At 63.2% G+C, this 481-nt stretch carries 1 protein-coding gene; it reads left to right on the top strand.

Features of this window, described 5'->3' with window-relative positions; genetic code table 11:
• Positions 1 to 39: 39 nt before the first annotated feature.
• On the top strand, positions 40 to 481 hold a 442-nt coding region (locus GVL04_RS24130), incomplete at its 3' end, for a hypothetical protein (protein WP_200846954.1).

Raw genomic sequence — 481 nt, forward strand, 5'->3', positions numbered from 1 at the left:
GCTCTGCAGCGGTGGCGCTGGCGCCTTCCGGAGCGCGACATGCTGCTCTCGGCCTATGCCGACCAGGTGCACTTCGCCACGCGGGTCGACCGCTCACCGCTTATTGACCTGGGCGTGGCCTCGGGCCTCTTGGAGCATCGTGGCCACCTGCTGGCCCCAATGAAAAACACCCCGGTTCGAATGTCCATCATCGACCTTCTGCAGCACGTTGAAGTGCTGGGCGGTTCTGGTGAAGGTAAGTCGCGCAACTTCTACGTGCCAGTGGTCCGACAGCTCATCCAGCTGCGCAAGGCCGGCTATCCAATCAGCATCTACGCCACCGATGACAAGGGCGCGATCGGCGACGACATTGCGGCCGAGGTCAGAGCGGCCGGCATGAGCGAGGACGAAGTGCTGCGTATTGGCACTGGCCCCAATGACTGGCGCATCGACCTTTGTGCAGGGCTGGGACCGGTCGAACTGGCTGAGATCATCCGTAGCG

The sequence above is a fragment of the Arthrobacter sp. 18067 genome, assembly GCF_902706295.1.
GTDB lineage: Bacteria > Actinomycetota > Actinomycetes > Actinomycetales > Micrococcaceae > Arthrobacter.